Raw genomic sequence first — 16,005 nt, forward strand, 5'->3', positions numbered from 1 at the left:
TGGGCTGCGGGTTGCGTGGGTGGGACGTCGATATCACCGGCGATATCAACTTGTAGAGGGACTTGTGCCCAAGTTTCGCGGTGCCACTGTGACTGTTGTGTTCAGGGAGGCGGGGCCGTCGTCAATGGTGACTGGTGACAGTAACGCCCCCGTGTTACTCAGTTCAACGTGAACCGCTACACGTTCCGCGTCGAATGGTGTTCGGAAGCCCACGAATACCTGGCCAGGTGCCTGGAGTTGCCGTTTCTGACCGAACGGGCGCCAGCGGCTCGGCAGGCTGTCGCACGGGTGACGAAAGCAGTCGAACTGCACCTCAAGGCCTGCCGGGAGGAGGGCAGGGAGGCACCCCCGCCGCTGACCGAGCGTGGCTACAGCGGCACGTTCGTCGTCAGGACGTCGCGCGCTTTACACACCCGGCTCGCTATCGAGGCCACCGAACAGGGCGTCTCAATGAATCAGTGGGTGGTGCAACAGCTTTCAGGACGTCAGCCGAAGAACAGCTTCGGCGAGCTGTTCTTCGACTGACGGCCTGTCGCCGCGTTTCCCAGGCTAGGTACGCGCCCCGCGGTAGTGATCGGTGTCGTCGTAGGCACCCTCGCGGGTGACAACCTCGTCCCGCGCCTGGGACTGCTCGGCGTTCTCCAGCCTGGTGTTCGGGTCGATGGTGTCGGCGCGCTTCCACTGCTCGTCCAACTGTTCACGCGACGTCGCGACCTCGCTCTGATGCGCGGCCGCCCGATCCTGCAGACGCTTGGCTTCGGCGGCTTTGGCCTCCGCCTCCGCCTGAGCGGCACGTGCCCGGGCGGCTGTTTCCTCCGCCAGCGCCTCACGGCGCTCGACCCGGGCGGACTCCACTCTGGCCTGCTCGCGGATCTCCTCGGCCTGCTGAATCTGCCGGCGCCGTTTGGCCCGGGTGGACACGACGACCAGTGCGACGATCACCGCGATGACGACCAGTGCGGCGATCACGATCAACACGATGTTGCTGGTACTCATGGTGAGCTCCATTGCTAGGCGGTTTGCTGTATGCGGCCGTCTGGAGCGAATCCCCATATTCCACAAAAATAAAACAAGCCCCCAAAAGTGCTACATGAAGTCCAGTGCCTCGACGGTGGCGGTACCGCCCTCGTGGGACGGCCGGTTCGCGCCGCCGATCACGTAGATGGTGTGCCCGACGGTCGCCACCGCCTCGCCGTGGCGCGCGGTCGGCATCGGTGGCAGCGTCGACCATTTGCCGTCGGCGATGTCGTAGGACTCCACCACGGCCAGCACCTGCGTCGGCTCCTCACCACCGACCGCCACGACCCGCCCGTCGATGAATGTGGCGCCGTAACTTCCGCGCGGAGTCGGCATGTCGACCAACTTGGTCCAGGCGTCCGCTTGCGGGTCGTACCGCTCGAACGCCGCGGAATTCTTGTCGGCCGACAGGAACCGGCCGCCCACGGTGTACATGTACGTGCCGTCCGACACCGCCGCGAGGTGCTCGCGCGGCGTCGGCATCTTGGCCGCGTCCTTCCACGACGTACCGTCGAAGACCTCGGTCTGGGTCACCAGTTGCTTGGCGTTCTGCCCACCGACGACCACCAGCTTGTCCCCGACCACCGCGGCGGCCGGCGCGGCCCGGGCGTGGGTCAGGCTCGGCAACTCGACCCAGCTGCCACCGCGCAGCGCGAAGACCTTGTTGGAGGCGTCGGCGATGTTGTCGCTGGCGCCGCCGAGCACCACCACCTCGTTGCGGTACGTCGCCGCCGTCGCGTGATGCAGCCCGATGGGCAACGGCGGACCGGTCTCCCAGACCCCGCTGCGCGGGTCATAGCTTTCGACCGTGGTCAGAACGGTGCCGTTGTACAACCCGCTGATCACCCAGATTTTGTCGCCCTGCACCGTCCACGCCATCATCAGCCGCGGACTCTTGGCGTCCGGCAGGCTGCGCCACTGCGCAGCGGGCTGCGTCTTGCGTGCCGGCAGGGTGAGCGCTTCGGCCGCGGAAACCACCTGCTGATCGCCCGGCCCGGTCGCCCCGCCGATCACGTACACCGTCTTCTCGACGGCGGCGACAGCCATCCCGTGCCGTGCGGTTGCCATGTCGGGCAATCCGTCCCAGGTCTTGGCCATCAGGTCGAACACCGACACGCTCTTGAGGACTTCGCCGCCCGACTGGCCGCCGACCGCCACCAGGCGTCCGTCGGCGATCGCTACGCCGAGGTCGCTGCGCGGTCGCGGCAACGGCGGCAACGTGGACCACGTCTTCGCGTCCGGGTCATAGGCCTCGACCGCGGCCGAATCCGTGCTTCCACTCGCGCCGCCGACGGCGTACACCAATTTGCCGTTGGTGGCCGCGGCGAGCAGCTGGCGCGGCGTCGGCAGCGGCGCGCCCAGCGTCCAGGAATTGCCGTCGAAGACTTCGGTCGTGTTCAGCAGCGCACCGCCCGCGTCTACGCCACCGGTGACGATGATCCGGTCGCCGACGACCGCCGCGGCCGCGGCCGCCCGGGGCTGCAGAAGATGCGGCAACTCCACCCAGTGGCTGTTGACGACCCGCCAGACCTGATCGGTCGCAACAGGTTTGGTGCCGGTGGTCTTCCAGCCGCCGAGCACCACCGGGTTGCCCTGCCACGTCACCGCCATGGCGCGCTGAACCGGGACGGGCAGGTCGTCGCCGCCCTTCCACTCGTCGATGGCCGGGTCGTATCCCTCGTGTCGCCCCGTGACGTTGCCGTCGCTTCCGACGCCACCGAATATCCAGATGGTGCCGTCGGATTGCGTTGTCGCCACCGCGTCGCGCGCCATGCGCGCATTGGTGATCGGCTTCCACACCACCGGCGCCTGGGTCCGCGGTTGACTGCTGGCGCTGGTGCTCTTGTTGTCCTTCGAGACTGCAAGGAAGACACCACCGGCGACCAACAGCAGCACGACCAGCACCGCCGCGCCGATCAGTAGAAGCTTCTTGTTGTTGTTCGCTGACTTGCCCGGAGGCGTTGTGACGGGCGTCGGCGGGACCTGCGCTTGCGTATGGGTGCCGTGCGCATCGCGCAGGATTCTCGCCGCCTCGGCCGGGTTCTGCGCAACGGCAGGCTCGGCGACCGGCGGTGGAATCGACCGGCTGATCGCGGAAGTGGGGCCTTCGTCCGGGCCCGGCGGGGGGATCTGCCGCGTAACCCCGGTCGCCGCCGGCGGAGTCACTGAGGCGCCGGGCGTTGCGACCGACGTGCGCCCGGTGTTGTCGCCCATGCTGGTGATGGCCATCGCGTCCGGCTTCAGCCCACTGGCGCGCTGCGCGGCCTGCAACTCGCGGCCGAATGCCTCCGCTGATCCCGGCCGTTGCTCCGGATCAACGGACATCGCATGCTCGATGGCCGAGCACACGGCGTCGGGGATGCCGTCCGGACGCATGTCCGGGATACCTGTCGAGCTGATTCGCAGGTACTGCGCGATCAGGTCCTCGCCCTTGCGACGCTCATGGGCGGCGTTACCGGCGATCAGCGCGTAAATGGTGGCGCCCAGTGAGTAGATGTCCGCCGCCACCGTGGCTGGATTACCGGTCATCACTTCCGGAGCGGTGTAGTCGATGGTCCCGGAGAAGAAGCCGGTCGCCGTCTCGTAGCCGCCCTCGATGTGGGCGATCCCGAAGTCGCTCAGTTGCGGTTCGCCGTAATCGTTGATGAGCACGTTCGCGGGCTTGATATCGCGGTGCAGCGTGCCGTTGCGGTGTGCCGTTTCCAGTGCCCCGCAGAGCTTCACCCCGATGCGCAAAGCCTCGGGCCACGGCACGGGACCCTCGTGTCGCAGCCGGACCGCAAGGGAATCCGCGGCGTGGTAGGGCATCACGATGTAGGGGCGGTTGTTGACCGTCATGCCGACGCGCAGGATGTGGACGATGTTCGGGTGCCCGGAGAGCCCGCCCATGGCGTAGCCCTCACGCAGGAATCGTTCCCTGCTCTCCTCGTCGAAGTGCGAGGGCAAGACCTTGACCGCAACGTTTCGTCCCAGCGCCGTCTCGTAGCAGCGGTAGATCACCCCGGCGCCGCCACGGCCGACTTGCCGGGCGTCCTCGAACCCGGCCGCGGTGAGTTCGTCAGCGATGCCGCCTGAGACGGGCGCGCCGTCGGTTTCCTCTGGCATGTATTCGACGCTTCCCCTCCGCAGCGATGGTTGTTTCGCGAGGTCAACAGTAGCGAACCCGGCCCTGCGTAGTCGCCATTCAGGCCAGAATGGCTTCATGGCTGTGGATCTGAACGCGTACTTCGACCGAGTCGGTTACGACGGTGCCACCGAGCCGACCCTCGAGGTCCTGCAGGCTCTGGTGACCGCTCATACCCGCACCATTCCGTTCGAGAATCTCGACCCCTTCATGGGCATACCCGTCGACGATCTGAGCGTGGATGCGTTGGCCGACAAGCTTGTTCGTCGCCGCCGCGGCGGCTACTGCTACGAGCAGAACGGCTTGATGGGGTATGTGTTGGCGGACCTGGGTTTTCAGGTCCGCAGGTTCGGGGGGCGGGTGATCTGGATGAATCCGCCGGGCGCGCCCGTTCCTGCCCAGACGCACACCCTGCTGGCGGTGAGCTTCCCCGACTCCGATGGGCCGTACCTGGTCGACGTCGGTTTCGGCGGGCAGACGCCCACCGCGCCGCTGCGTCTGGCGATCGGCGGCGAGCAGCAGACGCCGCATGAGCCGTTCCGTCTGGAAGATCGCGGTGACGGACTGGTCCTGCAGGCCCGGGTCCGTGAGCAGTGGCAGCCGTTATACGAGTTCACCACCCAGACCCGGCCGCAAATCGATCTGACGGTCGGAAGCTGGTACGTCTCGACGCACCCGTCGTCACACTTCGTGACCGGTCTGATGGTGGCCGCGGTCACCGACGACGCGCGATTGAACCTGGCCGGACGCGTGTTGACGATTCACCGCGCCGACGGCAGCGAGAAGATCCTGCTGGACGACGCGGCCACGGTGGTGAGCACCCTGCGCGAGCGGTTCGGCATCGATGTGCCGAATCCCGCCGGGCTCGAGGCCCGCGTGGACGTCCTACTGGCTCGGCAGCCAGGAACCGATTCGGCTTAGGGCCGCTTCGATGTCGCTGGTAGGTCCGGCGAACGACAGCCGGACGTAGGAGTTGCCCCGCGCCGGGTCGAAATCGATGCCCGGCGCGATCGCAACGCCCGTCTCTTCCAGCAGCTTCGAGCAGAACGTCAACGAGTCGGTGGTGAAGTCGGAGACGTCGGCGTAGACGTAGAACGCGCCGTCGGTGGGTGCCAGGCGGTCGACACCGATGCGGCGCAATCCGTCCAGCAGCATCGTGCGGTTGACGGAATAGTGCTGCAGATTGGCCTCGGCCTCGGCGATCGAGTCGGCGCTGAAAGCCGACACCGCGGCGATCTGCGACAGCACCGGCGGACAGATCGTGAAATTACCGGTGAGGCAGTCCACTGCGCGGCGCAGCTCAGTCGGCACCACCAGCCAGCCGAGCCGCCATCCGGTCATCGCGAAGTACTTGGAAAAACTGTTGACGATCACCGCATTTCGCGAAGTTTGCCAAGCGCAGCTGGTCTGCGGCGCGCCCTTGTACACCAGTCCGTGGTAGACCTCGTCACTGATCAGCCGGGCGCCGGACTCGTCGCACCACGAGGCGATCGCGGCGAGTTCTTCGGGCGGAATGACGGTGCCGGTGGGATTGGCCGGGCTGGCGACGATGACACCCTGAACCGGGGGATCCAGCTCGGCGAGCAGCTCCGCGGTGGGCTGGAATCGCGTCTCCGGCCCGCAGGGAATCTCCACCACCTCACATCCCAACGCCGACAAAATGTTTCGATAACACGGGTAACCGGGACTGGCCATTGCGACGCGGTCGCCGAGGTCGAAGCACGCCAGGAACGCGAGGAGGAATCCGCCGGAGGAACCCGTGGTGACCACCACCGCGTCGGGCTCCACGGAGATGCCGTGCTGACGCTGGTAATCGGCCGCGATGGCCGCGCGCAACTCCGGAATACCGAGTGCCACCGTGTAGCCCAACTGGTTGAGATGCAGGGCCGCCGCGGCGGCGGCGCGCACCGGTTCGGGGGCGCCCACGCTGGGTTGGCCGGCCGACAGGTTCACCAGGTCGCCGTGGGTGCGCTGACGCTCGGCGGCCGCCAGCCACACGTCCATCACATAGAACGGTGGGATTCCGGCGCGCAGCGCGACCTGGTTCACGATGTCGAGAGTACTTCGGATTCCAGTCGGCTCAGCAGCTGTTGCGGCGAGTCCAGCAAATGCGTACTGCCGTGCGCGCGTTTGAAATACAGATGCATGTCATGCTCCCAGGTGATCGCGATGCCACCGTGCAGCTGAATCCCCTCGGCCGTAACAGTATTCAGCGCCTCGGTGGCCGCCAGGCGCGCGGTGGCGGCGTTGGTGGCCGACGGCGCGGCGCAGGCCTCGTCTACGACCGCGCGCGCCGCCGAGACCGCGACGTACAGGTCGGCCATCCGGTGCTTGAGCGCCTGGAAGCTGCCGATGGGACGGCCAAACTGCACGCGGCTCTTGGCGTACTCGACGGTGAGGTCCAGGCAGCGCTCCGCGGCGCCGATCTGCTCGGCCGCCAACAGGATTGCGGCGATGTCGGCCAGGCCCGGGTCGTCACCCAGCGGCTCGGTGTCCTGGGGTTCCAGCCGGGCGAGCCGGCGGGTCAGATCCATGGTGGCGACGGGGTGCGCGTTGAACCGGGTCCACCGGGTCAGCCGGCCGTCGGCGGCGGCGACCACGACGTCGGCTGTGTCGCCGTTGACCACGTAGTCCGGGTCCAGCACCAGCGCCCCGATGGAACTGCCCTCAGCGAGTGCGCCGAGCGTCTCTTCGTCCGGCGACGGTGCGGTCAGGAGGGCCAGTTCGGCCAGCGTGGTGCCGAGCAGGGGCGAGGGCACCAGCGCGCGGCCCAATTCCTGGAGAACCGTTGCGGCGTCGGCCAGTTCGCCGCCGGCCCCACCCAGTTCCTCGGGGACTACCAGGGCCGCCGCGCCGACCTGCTCGCACAACAGTTGCCACAGCGACTCGTCGTACCCGCGCTCGGACTCGATGGCGGAGCGCACGGCTGCCGGACCGGCATGTTTGGTGACCAGGGCCGCCACGGTTTCCCGCAGCATCTCCCGTTCGTCCGAGGTGGTCATGACAGCGCCTCCAATACTCGGCGTCGGTGCGATTCCGGTGTACCCCAGGCCGATCGCAGTGCCTGCACCCGCAACAGCAGCAGCGACAGATCGTGCTCCTGGGTGAAGCCGATGGCGCCGTGGGTCTGCAGAGCAGAACGCGCGGCAAGCAGCCCCGCCTCACCCGCGGCGACCTTGGCCGCGCTGACGTCGCGCGGTTGCAGCGACACCGCCGCGCCGTACACCAGCGGCCTGGCCAGCTCGATCGCGATGTGCACGTCGGCGAGTTTGTGCTTGATCGCCTGATACGAGCCGATCACCCGGCCGAACTGCGTGCGCTGCTTCGCGTAGTCCACGCTGCCGGCCAGCAGTGCCTCGGCGGCACCGATCAGCTGGGCGGCGGTAGCCAATGCGCCGAACTCGTAGGCCTTCTCGGTATCTGCCGACCAGGCGTCGCCGGTGGCGGTGACGTCATAGAGGCGGCGGCTGGGATCGACGGAGTCGTGTCGCGTGCCCGGTGTCCCCACGGTCACGCTGCCCCGACCGGCCAGCAACACCAGACCGGCGCTGTCGGCGTCGACCGCACGCGGGACTTCCGGCGGCAGCGCGACGGTGGCGGTCAGCTCACCGGACGCCAGCTCGGCGCTGCGCTGGTCATCGGCAAGCAGAATCGGTGCCACGGCGATGGATTCGGTGACCGGACCCGGCACGCACCAGCGGCCGAGGCGCTCCATCGCGACCACCAGATCCACCGGCGAGGCCTCGATGCCGTCGTAGCGCTCCGGCACGATCAGCGCGGTCACGCCGAGGTTGGCCAGTTGCTCCCAGGCCTTGAGTCCGGGTGCGGTGTCGCCGGCTGACCAGGCGCGCACGGCGGCGGGTAGATCGGCGGCACCCAGGGCGGCGTCGATGCTGGCAGCGAAGTCGCGCTGCTGTTCGTCGATTGCGAATTCCATCAGCGCTTCTCCCGGGGTAGGCCCAGCAGTCGTTCGGAGATGATGTTGCGCTGAATCTCGTTGGTGCCGGCGTAGATCGGGCCGCCGAGGGCAAACAGCAGGCCTTCGGTCCAGGGCCCGGCGAGCTCGCCGTCGGCGCCCCGGAGGTCGAGCGCGGTCTGGTGCAACTCGACGTCCAGGTCTGACCAGAACACCTTGGTGACAGAGGATTCCGCGCCGAGCTCTCCGCCGTGTGCCAGCCGGGTGACGGTTTCGAAGGTCTGCAGCCGGTAGGCCTGTGCCTTGATCCACCCGTCCGCCACTCTCTCGGCGAACTCGGGCGGTGAACCGCTGTCCTTCCACAGGCTGACCAGCCGCTCGGCGGCGGCCAGGAATCGGGCCGGGCTGCGCAGTGACATGCCACGCTCGTTGCTCGAGGTGCTCATGGCCGCACGCCAGCCGTCGTTGGGGGTGCCGATGACGTCGTCGTCGGGCACGAAGACGTCGTCGAAGAAGATCTCCCCGAAGCCGGTGTCACCACCGAGTTGGACGATCGGGCGCACGGTGATGCCTTCGGCCTTGAGGTCGAACATGAAGTAGGTCAACCCGTTGTGCCGCTGGGCGGAAGGGTCGGAGCGGAACAGCCCGAAACCCATGTCCGCGAACGGTGCCCGCGAGCTCCAGATCTTCTGCCCGTTGAGTAGCCAGCCGCCATCGGTCTTGGTGGCGGTGGACCGTAGCGATGCCAGGTCGCTGCCAGACTCGGGCTCCGACCAGGCTTGGGCCCAGATCTGTTCGCCGCTGGCCATTTTCAGCAGCACCCGGTCCAGCTGATCTTCGGTGCCGTGCGCGAACAGGGTGGGTGCCAGCATCGAGGTGCCGTTGGCGCTGGCACGGCCGGGCGCGCCGGCGCGGAAGTATTCCTCCTCGTAGACCACCCAGTGCAGCAGCGGCGCTTCGCGGCCACCGTATTTCCTGGGCCAGTTGATCACCGACAGGCCGGCGTCGAACAGCACCTTGTCCCAAACGCGGTGCTGGGCGAAGCCTTCCGCGTTGTCGTAGGACTTCGTCGGGATGTGCTCGCGATTGGCGGCGAGAAAGTCGCGCACCTCGGCCTGAAAGGCCAGCGTTTCTTCGTCGAGAGCTAGATCCATCTCGGGTCCAATCTCAGGCCCTTTCTCGCAGTTGTGGTTTGAGCACCTTGCCGCCGGCATTGCGCGGCAACGCGTCGACGAACCGCACCGATCGCGGCGCTTTGAAGTTCGCCAAATGCTCACGGGTGTAGGCGATTACCGATGCCTCGTCTAGGGCTGCGCCGGGCCGGGTGACCACGAACGCTCGCCCTACCTCACCCAGGCGCGGGTCCGGGACGCCGATCACCGCGGCGTCGGCGATGCCCTCCATCCGGGCCAGCACCTGTTCGATCTCGGCGGGGTAGACGTTGAACCCGCCGCAGATGTACATGTCCTTGAGTCGGTCGGTGATGCGCAGGTTGCCGGCGTCGTCGACCATTCCGATGTCGCCGGTGTGCAGCCAGCCGTCGGAATCTATTGCCGCAGCGGTGGCTTCGGGATCGTCAAGGTAGCCCAACATGACGTTGGGTCCGCGCAGCAGCACTTCGCCCGTGTCGCCGTCTGCACCGTTGATGCGTAATTCGAAACCGGCGAACGGGCGTCCACAGGTGGTCGCGACCGTCACCGCGTCGTCCTCGGCGCGGCACATCGTGCCCATGCCGTTGGCCTCGGTCAGCCCGTAGGCGGTCAGCACGATGTCGATGTCGAGTTCGGATTGCATGCGCTCCACCAGCACCACCGGCACGGTGGCCGCACCGGTGACCGCGAACCGCAGCGAACTGAGGTCGTAGTCAGCACGTGCGGGGTGATCGAGCAGGGTCTGATAGATCGTGGGTGGCCCGGGCAGCACGGTGATGCGGTGCTGCTCGATGGCCTGCAGTGTCCGTAGCGGGTCGAACGTCAGGTGCGGAATGAGCGTGGCGCCGGTCTGCAGGCAGGCCAGGATGCCGGCCTTGTAGCCGAAGTTGTGGAAGAACGGGTTGATGCAGAGGTAGCGGTCGGCGCTGGTGATCTTGCCGTTGGCGGCCCAGGAGGCCGACGCCGCCAGCGACTGCCGGTGCGCGCACAGCACGCCTTTGCTGCGGCCGGTGGTGCCGGAGGTGAACAGGATGTCGCTGACGTCGTCGGGGGAGACGGCGGCGCTGCGGGCTTCGACGGCGGCGAGATTGGTACCGCCGGCGATGAAGTCGTCCCAGGTGCCGTCCTCTTTGTCGATCGGGATCCGCACGACGTGACGGAGCGCGGGAAGCGCCGCTCGGTCGAGGGTGGCGGCCCGGTCGGTGCCGAGGAACTCACCTGCCGCGAAAAGCACCGGCGCCTCGGTGCGCGCGATGATGTCGGACGCTTCAGCGGCGGTATAACGCGTGTTCAGCGGCACCATCGCCGCGCCTGCGTGGTGGACGGCCAGGCATGCCACCACCCAGTGCCAGGTGTTCGGTGACCAGATGGCCACCCGGTCCTGCGGTTCGACGCCGAGCGCGATGAGCGCGGCTGCGGCCCGGTGCACCTCGTCGCGCAGGGCAGCGGCGGTGAAGCTGCGGTCGTCGGTGATCAGTGCGTCGTGGTCGGGCAGTTCACGCGCAAAACGATCCAGCGCCGCCGGGATCGTCCGGGGATCGCTGGTCATCGGAGGCTCCTAACAAAGCAAGTGCTTGGTAGGTTAGCCTACAGGGATGCAGGACGTCGAAGAGTTCCGGGCGGAGGTCCGCCAGTGGCTGGCCGACAATCTGGTCGGCGAATTCGCGGCATTAAAGGGTCTCGGCGGGCCGGGGCGGGAACACGAAGCGTTCGAAGAACGCCGGGCCTGGAACCAGCACCTGGCGAAGGCGGGGCTCACCTGCCTGGGATGGCCGGTAGAGCACGGCGGCCGCGGGCTTTCGACCGCACACCGAGTCGCGTTCTACGAGGAATACGCCCTCGCCAATGCCCCGGACAAGGTCAATCACTTCGGTGAGGAGTTGCTCGGCCCGACGCTGATCGCTTACGGGACCCCTGAGCAGCAGCAGCGCTTCCTGCCGAGCATCCTCGACGTGACTGAGCTGTGGTGTCAGGGATACTCCGAGCCGGGTGCCGGCAGTGACCTGGCCAATGTCTCGACCACGGCCGAGCTCGACGGCGACCAGTGGGTGATCAACGGCCAGAAGGTCTGGACGTCGCTGGCGCACCTGTCCCAGTGGTGTTTCGTGGTCGCGCGCACCGAGAAGGGTTCCAAGCGGCACGCGGGGTTGTCCTATCTTCTTGTGCCGCTGGATCAACCCGGTGTTCAGGTGCGGCCGATCATTCAGATCACCGGTACCGCCGAGTTCAACGAGGTGTTCTTCGACGACGCCCGCACTGACGCGTCGCTGGTGGTCGGCCAGCCGGGCGACGGATGGCGGGTCGCGATGGGGACGCTGACCTTCGAGCGCGGTGTCTCGACGTTGGGCCAGCAGATCGTCTATGCCCGTGAGCTTTCCAATCTGGCGGCGCTCGCCCAGCGCACCGGCGCCGCCGACGATCCGTTCATCCGGGAGCGGCTGACCCGCGCCTGGGCGGGTTTGCGTGCCATGCGGTCGTATGCCCTGGCCACTATGGATGTCGAGCGACCCGGTCAGGACAACGTGTCGAAGTTGTTGTGGGCCAATTGGCATCGCTCGCTGGGCGAGCTCGCGATGGACGTTGTCGGCAAGCCCGGACTGACGCTGGACGACGGCGAGTTCGACGAATGGCAGCGGCTTTTCCTGTTCACTCGAGCCGACACCATCTACGGCGGATCCAACGAGATTCAGCGCAACATCATTGCCGAGCGGGTGCTCGGTCTGCCGAGGGAGGTCAAAGGGTGAGCTTGTCGGAAGTCCCGGAAGAGATTGCGGGACACGGGCTTCTGCAGGGCAAAGTGGTGGTGGTGACCGCTGCCGCGGGCACCGGCATCGGCTCGGCCACGGCGCGCCGGGCGCTGGCGGAGGGTGCCGATGTGCTGGTCTCCGACCACCACGAGCGCAGGCTGGGGGAGACCGCCTCGGAATTGGCCGCTCTGGGTTTGGGCCGGGTGGAGCACGTGGTGTGCGATGTGACGTCCACCGCCCAGGTCGACGCGTTGATCGCGTCGTGCACGGCTCGGTTCGGGCGGCTCGATGTGCTGGTCAACAACGCCGGGCTGGGCGGGCAGACGCCGGTGGCGGATATGACCGACGAGGAGTGGGACCGCGTGCTGGACGTCTCGCTGACGTCGGTGTTCCGGGCCACCCGGGCGGCATTGCGGTACTTCCGCGACGCACCGCACGGTGGTGTGATCGTCAACAATGCCAGCGTGCTGGGCTGGCGCGCCCAGCACTCGCAGTCGCACTATGCTGCCGCCAAAGCCGGCGTGATGGCGTTAACTCGTTGCAGCGCAATCGAGGCCGCTGAGTACGGGGTGCGAATCAATGCGGTGTCGCCCAGTCTCGCCAGGCACAAGTTTCTGGACAAGACCACCTCGGCCGAGCTGTTGGATCGGCTGGAGGCTCAGGAAGCGTTCGGGCGTGCCGCCGAACCGTGGGAAGTGGCCGCCACGATCGCCTTCCTGGCCAGCGATTACTCGAGTTATCTGACCGGCGAAGTGATTTCGGTTTCCAATCAGCACGCCTGAGGTGGGCGCGGAAAAATCCGCGCATTTTTAACCCTTGAGTGCGTCTTAGACTAAGAGACAGTTCACACGGTGTTCTGTCTGGTCGACGCCGTTCACACCCGGGGGAATTGATGCGCAGAGTTTCATTGCTGGTAGGGGTCGTTCAGTGACCTACAGGCCGGATCCGGGACCATGGGAACATCCGCCGAATCCCGCGGACGGCGCGACCCAGGCTGCCTGGCTGCCTCCCAACCCTGCGCCGATCCCGCCGGCGTGGCCTGCCCCTCCGGGGCCGGCATCGCCTCCGGGTCCGATGTTCCCGCCAGGTCCCCCGCCTCCGCCGGGCCAGCACGCGTGGCCGGGGGGCCCTCCGATGCCTGGTCAGTTCGGTCCTGCGCCTGGACGGAACCGCAAGCCGCTCATCATCGCCCTGTGTGCTGCCGCGACGGTGATCCTCGCAGTGGTGCTCGTCGTGTCGCTGGCGTCGACCGGCGACAGCGGATTGGGTAAAGCCGGTGATGCAGTGAAGGGGTACCTGGACGCGCTGGCGCGGGGAGACGCCGCCGCGGCGTTGAGCTACAGCAGCGACCAACCGGGATCCGACCAATTCCTGACCGACGCCATCCTCAAGAAGCAGATTGCGCGCTGGCCCATCAGCGGCGTCAAGATTCTCAGCGACGACTCCGAGCACAGCCTGGGATTCGCCCGGGTGCACGTGGTGGCGAAATTCGGGGAGAACACCTCCGACGTCACGATGTCGGTCAAGAAGTCCGGCAAGTCATGGAAGCTCGAGCACGCGGCGACCAAGATCGAGCCGCTCGGCACCGTCGACAATGACGCGCTCAAGACCCTGCTCTTCTTCGGCAGTCCCGTCGGCACCGCCCCGGTGTATGTGTTCCCGGGCTACATCGACGCGTCGAGCAACAACGGGAATCTTGCTGTCAAACAGAAGAAGTTGTACCTGCTTGACGGGCTCTCGGCGTCGGGCGGCTACTTCAACGACTTCGACTTCGCCCTCAGCGACGCAGGGCAGTCGGCGACCATGGCGGCAATCACTGCGGCCCTGTCCGACTGCACGAAGTCCACGCAACTGGCGCCGCCCAACTGCCCTCAGCGTGCCCGCGATCCAGACATCGTGGACGGCACCGTCACCTGGGGACCGCCGGACACCAGTGCGCTCAAGCTCAGCTTCTTCGACCCCTATCACCTCGAGGCGCGTTACAGCGGCGACGTGCTGTTCCCGCTGACGGCCAGGACCAAATCGGGTGGCGACAAGACCGGAGTCGTCCGGAGCTTCATGAGCGTCAAATCCGATGTCGCGCAGGACCCGCCGCAAGTCTCCGTTCGCTGAGTTGCCCTGAGCGCCTCGTCGAGTGTGAACGGTACAACGGCCAATCGGCGTGTCGCGTCGTGGATTTCACCCTCGGCGTAGCTGGGGGCTAGCCCAGCAGGCGACCGAGGCTGAAGATCCCGGACAACTGGGAACCGAAGTTGAGCAGTCCGGAGTTGAAGCCGGCTGATACGCCGTCGAGGGGATCGGTGCTCACCGGGGTCGGCAGGCCGAAGTTGAAGAAGCCCGACCCCCTGCCGTTCACATCGGGGGCGCCGCCGGCGGTGTTCCCGATCCCGGAGAGGTAGCCGCTCGCTGGGCCACTGGCGGAGTTGAAGAATCCCGATGTGCCCTCGCCGGCGGTCAGGAAACCGGAATTGGTGGCGCCGCTGTCGGTGGTCGCGCCCACCCAGGTGTTCGCGTCGCCCGAGTTCCACAGCCCGGTGTTGACATCACCCGAATTCCCGGTTCCGGTATTCGCCAGACCGGCGTTGTCCCAGCCGGTGTTCCAGCTTCCCGCGTTGCCGAAGCCGGTGTTGACGCTGCCCCCGTTGGCGAAGCCGGTGTTGACGCTGCCTCCATTGCCGAAGCCGGTGTTGCCGTAGGCGGCGTTGGCCAGTCCGAGGTTGCCGGTGCCGGAGTTGCCCAGGCCGATGTTGTTCAGGCTGCCCGGCGCGAATACGTTTGAGCCGGAACTGAAGAGGCCGACGTTGCCGTCGCCGGAGTTGAAGAAGCCGATGTTGTTGTTACCGGAGTTGAACAGACCGATGTTGCCGCTGCCGGAGTTCAGGCCGTTGAACACAAACTGGCCGGTCGACCGGTCGAAGTAGATATTGCCGAGACCGACCAGGTTGTCGCCGGTGAGGCCGAAACCGATGTTGTGGTTGCCGGTGTTGCCGCCGCCCACGTTTCGGTCGCCACTGTTGCCCAGCCCGAAGTTGTGGTTGCCGCTATTGCCGAAACCGACGTTGTTGTCACCGTCGCCGGCGAACCGAAAACCGTTGCCCAGCCCGCTGTTTCCAAAGCCGATGTTGTTCTGGCCGAAGTTGCCGCCACCGATGTTGCCGTCGCCGACGTTGCCGCTGCCGATGTTCTTGCTGCCGTTGTTGCCGCCACCCAGGTTCGAGCTGCCGAGGTTCCCGTTGCCGACATTGCCGCCACCGACGTTGCCGCCCCCGATGTTGGCGTTGCCCAGATTGCCGAGGCCCAGATTGGGCAGCGTATTGATAATTTGTTGCAGCCCAGCGGGAATCGGGATCAGGTCGGTGATCGCCGCCGACGCGCCGGTGTAGTAGCCCGTCATCGCCGAGACGTCTGCGGCCCACATCTCTTCGTAGTTACTCTCGGCCGCCGCGATCGCCGGCGCGTTGAGCCCCAAGAAGTTCGAGCGCACCAGTTGAACGAATGCGTTGCGATTTGCCTCGACCGCAAGCGGATGGACCGTGGCCGCGCGGGCGGTTTCGAAAGTGCTTGCCACCGCTTTGGCCTGGCCGGACGCGAGCAGCGCCTTGGCCGCCGCGGCATTGAGAAAACCGGCGTACGGCGCCGCAGCCGCTGCCATCGCCGCCGCGGCCGGGCCTTGCCAGGCCTGGCCGGTAAGTCCGGAGGTGACCGTTGAGAACGACTCCGCGGCGGTGGACAGTTCGTCGGCTAGACCGGCCCAGGCGGTCGCCGCCTCGATCATCGGCGCCGAGCCCGCACCGATAAACATCCGCAACGAATTGACCTCAGGCGGCAACACCGCAAAGTTCGACACGCTTTTGGCCCCCCAGCTGATGCGCGGCGGACCCCCATGACCACCGTCGTGTAAACCTCAACTGACACTACGGCCACTTTGGCTACGCCACATGGCATTTCGCAAAAGTTTATGTTGGCTAATAAATTCGTGCAGGTGGCGGGGGGTGCAGGCTGGGCCGTTCAGGGCCGGCTGAGGTTGAAGCTTCCGGAGATTCCGGAGCC

13 protein-coding genes are annotated in these 16,005 nt (G+C 66.8%); 5 read left to right on the forward strand and 8 right to left on the reverse strand.

The genetic code is table 11. The features are described 5' to 3' along the window. Positions 1-168 precede the first annotated feature (168 nt). Positions 169-525: a type II toxin-antitoxin system HicB family antitoxin gene (locus ACNQS7_RS22865; RefSeq protein ID WP_418014325.1), complete on the forward strand. Its 357-nt coding sequence runs from the start codon at positions 169-171 to the stop codon at positions 523-525. Positions 526-549: 24 nt separating this feature from the next. Here the strand turns inward: ACNQS7_RS22865 and ACNQS7_RS22870 are convergent, their stop codons facing one another. Beyond that, positions 550-996, reverse strand: a complete 447-nt coding sequence (locus ACNQS7_RS22870) for a hypothetical protein (RefSeq protein ID WP_418014326.1) — start codon at positions 994-996, stop codon at positions 550-552. A 90-nt stretch (positions 997-1,086) separates the two neighbouring features. Next, positions 1,087-4,122, reverse strand: a complete 3,036-nt coding sequence (locus ACNQS7_RS22875) for a protein kinase domain-containing protein (RefSeq protein WP_418014327.1) — start codon at positions 4,120-4,122, stop codon at positions 1,087-1,089. Positions 4,123-4,219: 97 nt separating this feature from the next. Here ACNQS7_RS22875 and ACNQS7_RS22880 point away from each other — a divergent pair, with 97 nt between their 5' ends. Beyond that, positions 4,220-5,062, forward strand: coding sequence for an arylamine N-acetyltransferase family protein (locus ACNQS7_RS22880; protein WP_418014328.1), 843 nt, complete (start codon positions 4,220-4,222; stop codon positions 5,060-5,062). Here ACNQS7_RS22880 and ACNQS7_RS22885 read toward each other — a convergent pair. From ACNQS7_RS22885 to fadD3, 5 genes are read right to left on the reverse strand one after another with little or no spacing between them, the layout of a single operon-like run. After that, a complete protein-coding gene (locus tag ACNQS7_RS22885; RefSeq protein ID WP_418016113.1) occupies positions 5,027-6,193 on the reverse strand; it encodes a pyridoxal phosphate-dependent aminotransferase in 1,167 nt (388 codons plus the stop codon). The two genes, ACNQS7_RS22880 and ACNQS7_RS22885, sit on opposite strands and share 36 nt — an antisense overlap. Next, a complete protein-coding gene (locus ACNQS7_RS22890; RefSeq protein ID WP_418014329.1) occupies positions 6,187-7,143 on the reverse strand; it encodes an acyl-CoA dehydrogenase family protein in 957 nt (318 codons plus the stop codon). The genes ACNQS7_RS22885 and ACNQS7_RS22890 overlap by 7 nt, the downstream gene beginning before the upstream one ends. After that, positions 7,140-8,078, reverse strand: a complete 939-nt coding sequence (locus ACNQS7_RS22895; RefSeq protein WP_418014330.1) for an acyl-CoA dehydrogenase family protein — start codon at positions 8,076-8,078, stop codon at positions 7,140-7,142. Before ACNQS7_RS22895 ends, ACNQS7_RS22890 begins: the two co-directional genes overlap by 4 nt. Beyond that, positions 8,078-9,211 (reverse strand): acyl-CoA dehydrogenase family protein, encoded by a 1,134-nt coding sequence (locus ACNQS7_RS22900; RefSeq protein WP_418014331.1) that lies wholly within the window; start codon positions 9,209-9,211, stop codon positions 8,078-8,080. The genes ACNQS7_RS22895 and ACNQS7_RS22900 overlap by 1 nt, the downstream gene beginning before the upstream one ends. A gap of 13 nt (positions 9,212-9,224) precedes the next feature. After that, a complete protein-coding gene (gene fadD3 / locus ACNQS7_RS22905; RefSeq protein ID WP_418014332.1) occupies positions 9,225-10,757 on the reverse strand; it encodes a 3-((3aS,4S,7aS)-7a-methyl-1,5-dioxo-octahydro-1H-inden-4-yl)propanoate--CoA ligase FadD3 in 1,533 nt (510 codons plus the stop codon). 46 nt (positions 10,758-10,803) lie between these two features. Here fadD3 and ipdE1 point away from each other — a divergent pair, with 46 nt between their 5' ends. The 3 genes from ipdE1 (at position 10,804) to ACNQS7_RS22920 (ending at position 14,067) form a co-directional block, all read left to right on the forward strand. Further along, a complete protein-coding gene (gene ipdE1, locus ACNQS7_RS22910) occupies positions 10,804-11,952 on the forward strand; it encodes an acyl-CoA dehydrogenase IpdE1 (protein ID WP_418014333.1) in 1,149 nt (382 codons plus the stop codon). Beyond that, the gene (gene ipdF / locus ACNQS7_RS22915) at positions 11,949-12,737 is read left to right on the forward strand and encodes a (5R,7aS)-5-hydroxy-7a-methyl-1-oxo-2,3,5,6,7,7a-hexahydro-1H-indene-carboxyl-CoA reductase (RefSeq protein ID WP_418014334.1); all 789 of its coding nucleotides are present in this window, start codon (positions 11,949-11,951) and stop codon (positions 12,735-12,737) included. Before ipdE1 ends, ipdF begins: the two co-directional genes overlap by 4 nt. A gap of 352 nt (positions 12,738-13,089) precedes the next feature. After that, positions 13,090-14,067, forward strand: a complete 978-nt coding sequence (locus ACNQS7_RS22920) for a hypothetical protein (RefSeq protein ID WP_418014335.1) — start codon at positions 13,090-13,092, stop codon at positions 14,065-14,067. Positions 14,068-14,155: 88 nt separating this feature from the next. Here ACNQS7_RS22920 and ACNQS7_RS22925 read toward each other — a convergent pair whose 3' ends face one another. After that, complete coding sequence (locus tag ACNQS7_RS22925; protein WP_418014336.1) at positions 14,156-15,802, reverse strand: PPE family protein; 1,647 nt, start codon at positions 15,800-15,802, stop codon at positions 14,156-14,158. Positions 15,803-16,005 lie beyond the last annotated feature (203 nt).

This window comes from Mycobacterium sp. 23 (assembly GCF_048287075.1).
Classification (GTDB): domain Bacteria; phylum Actinomycetota; class Actinomycetes; order Mycobacteriales; family Mycobacteriaceae; genus Mycobacterium; species Mycobacterium gordonae_B.